This window comes from Saccharomonospora halophila 8, assembly GCF_000383775.1.
GTDB classification, from domain to species: Bacteria; Actinomycetota; Actinomycetes; order Mycobacteriales; family Pseudonocardiaceae; genus Saccharomonospora; species Saccharomonospora halophila.
In genome coordinates this window covers 33,600-35,294 of sequence record NZ_KB912566.1, presented here as the reverse complement: position 1 = coordinate 35,294, position 1,695 = coordinate 33,600, and the positions used below count along the sequence as shown (strand labels likewise).

1 protein-coding gene is annotated in these 1,695 nt (G+C 74.4%); it reads right to left on the bottom strand.

What is annotated here, in order from left to right:
* On the bottom strand, positions 1-1,492 hold a 1,492-nt coding region (locus SACHA_RS22450; RefSeq protein ID WP_019811078.1), incomplete at its 3' end, for a DEDD exonuclease domain-containing protein.
* Between the last annotated feature and the right edge of the window lie 203 nt (positions 1,493-1,695).

Sequence of the window (1,695 nt, the reverse complement as noted above, 5' to 3'; positions counted from 1 at the left end):
TGACGAGCCGGCCCACCACGGGCATCGGCGGTGTCCCCCGGCGTGCGGTCCCCGCGGCGGCGAGCCTGCCGTACCGGATCACGGCGAACTCCCACCCACCGGAACCGTCGGGTGCGGCCGCGACGAGTTCGGCGACGGCGGCGAGCGAGGCGAGCCGGTGACCCCGGTGGACCGCACGCAGCACCGTGGTCAACTCGTCGCGTCGCCGGGCGGCCTGTTCGAAACGGTGCCGCTGCGCGAGTGCGTCGATACCCCGGCGGGCGAGGTGCAGGGCGGTCGCGTCGGTGCCGACCGCGAGATCGGCGACCAGCCGTGCCGACGGCCGGTACTGCTCCACCGTCAGCGATCCGGCGCAGGGTGCGCCGCAGGTGCCGAGTTCCGCCGAGACGCAGGGCGTCCGGTCGGCCCCCTTCGCGCCCTGCGCGGAGATGCGGCGCGTGCAGGTCCGCAGGCCGGTCCACCGGGACAGGGTGTCGGCGACGGTCGCGGCCTTCGCCCGGGAGCCGAACGGGCCGAGCGCGCCCGCACGCGGGGTGCGCACCACGGACAGCCGGGGGAACGGTTCGTCGGTGAGCACCACCCACCAGGTCCGGCCCGGGTTCTTCGACCGCCGGTTGTAGGGGGGCCGGTGCGCCGCCAGTAGCCGCAGCTCCCGCACCCCGGCCTCCAGTGCGTGGGCGCACCCGATGCCGTCCACCCGCTCGGCCAGTGCCACCATCTCCCGGATGCGGCCGCGGCTCTCCGAACCGGTGAAGTACTGGCGGACCCGTCGCCGCAGGTTCCCCGCCGTCCCGACGTAGAGCACCTCGTCGGACGGGCCGCGGAACAGATACACCCCGGGGTGCTCGGGCAGATGCGCGGCGAGGTCACGTTTGCGCCGTTGTGCGGGTGTGACGTCGGGCAGGTAGTCGAGCAGTTCCTCCAGCGACGCCACCCCGAGCGGCCCGAGGCGTTCGAACAGGCCGTGCAGAACGTCCACCGTCGCCCGGGCGTCGTCGAGTGCCCGGTGGGTGGGCGTGGTCTCCGCGCCGAACAGCCGGGCCAGCGCCCCGAGTCGGTGGCTGCGGGTCTCCTCCCGGGACAGCACCCGCCGGGCCAGCTTGAGCGTGCACACCGTCGTCGGGCGGGGCCACCGGTATCCGAGGTCGTGGCACGCCGCGCGGAGGAAGGACACGTCGAAGCCCGCGTTGTGGGCGACCAGCACGCAGCCCGAGGCGAATTCGAGGAACGCGGGCAGCACCTCGTCGATCGGTGGTGCGTCGGCGACCATCGCCGAGGTGATGCCGGTCAGCGCCACGATCTGCGGCGGGATCGGGACACCGGGGTCCACGAGGGTGGCGAACTCCGCCAGGACCTCACCGCCGCGGACCTTGACCGCACCGATCTCGGTGATCCCCCGGGCCCCGGGTGGGCCCCCGGTGGTCTCCAGGTCGACGATCACGAAGGTGGCCTCGCGCAGGGGACTTCCCAGCTCGTCGAACGAGAGCTGCATGGCCGCAGACCCTAGGTCGCCGCCCCGACAGCGGTGGCGCACGGGCGCGCTCCGAAGGCCGTGGTGTCGGGCACACCCGCGTTGTGCGGCGGTGTGCGACGCCGCCCCGGAGACGGGGGGCGCGGCCCGCCGGAGCGGAATCTAAGCTGGACGGATGCTGCCGTCGTCCGCGCACCCCGAGCGCCCGGAGGAGGAACCCTCCG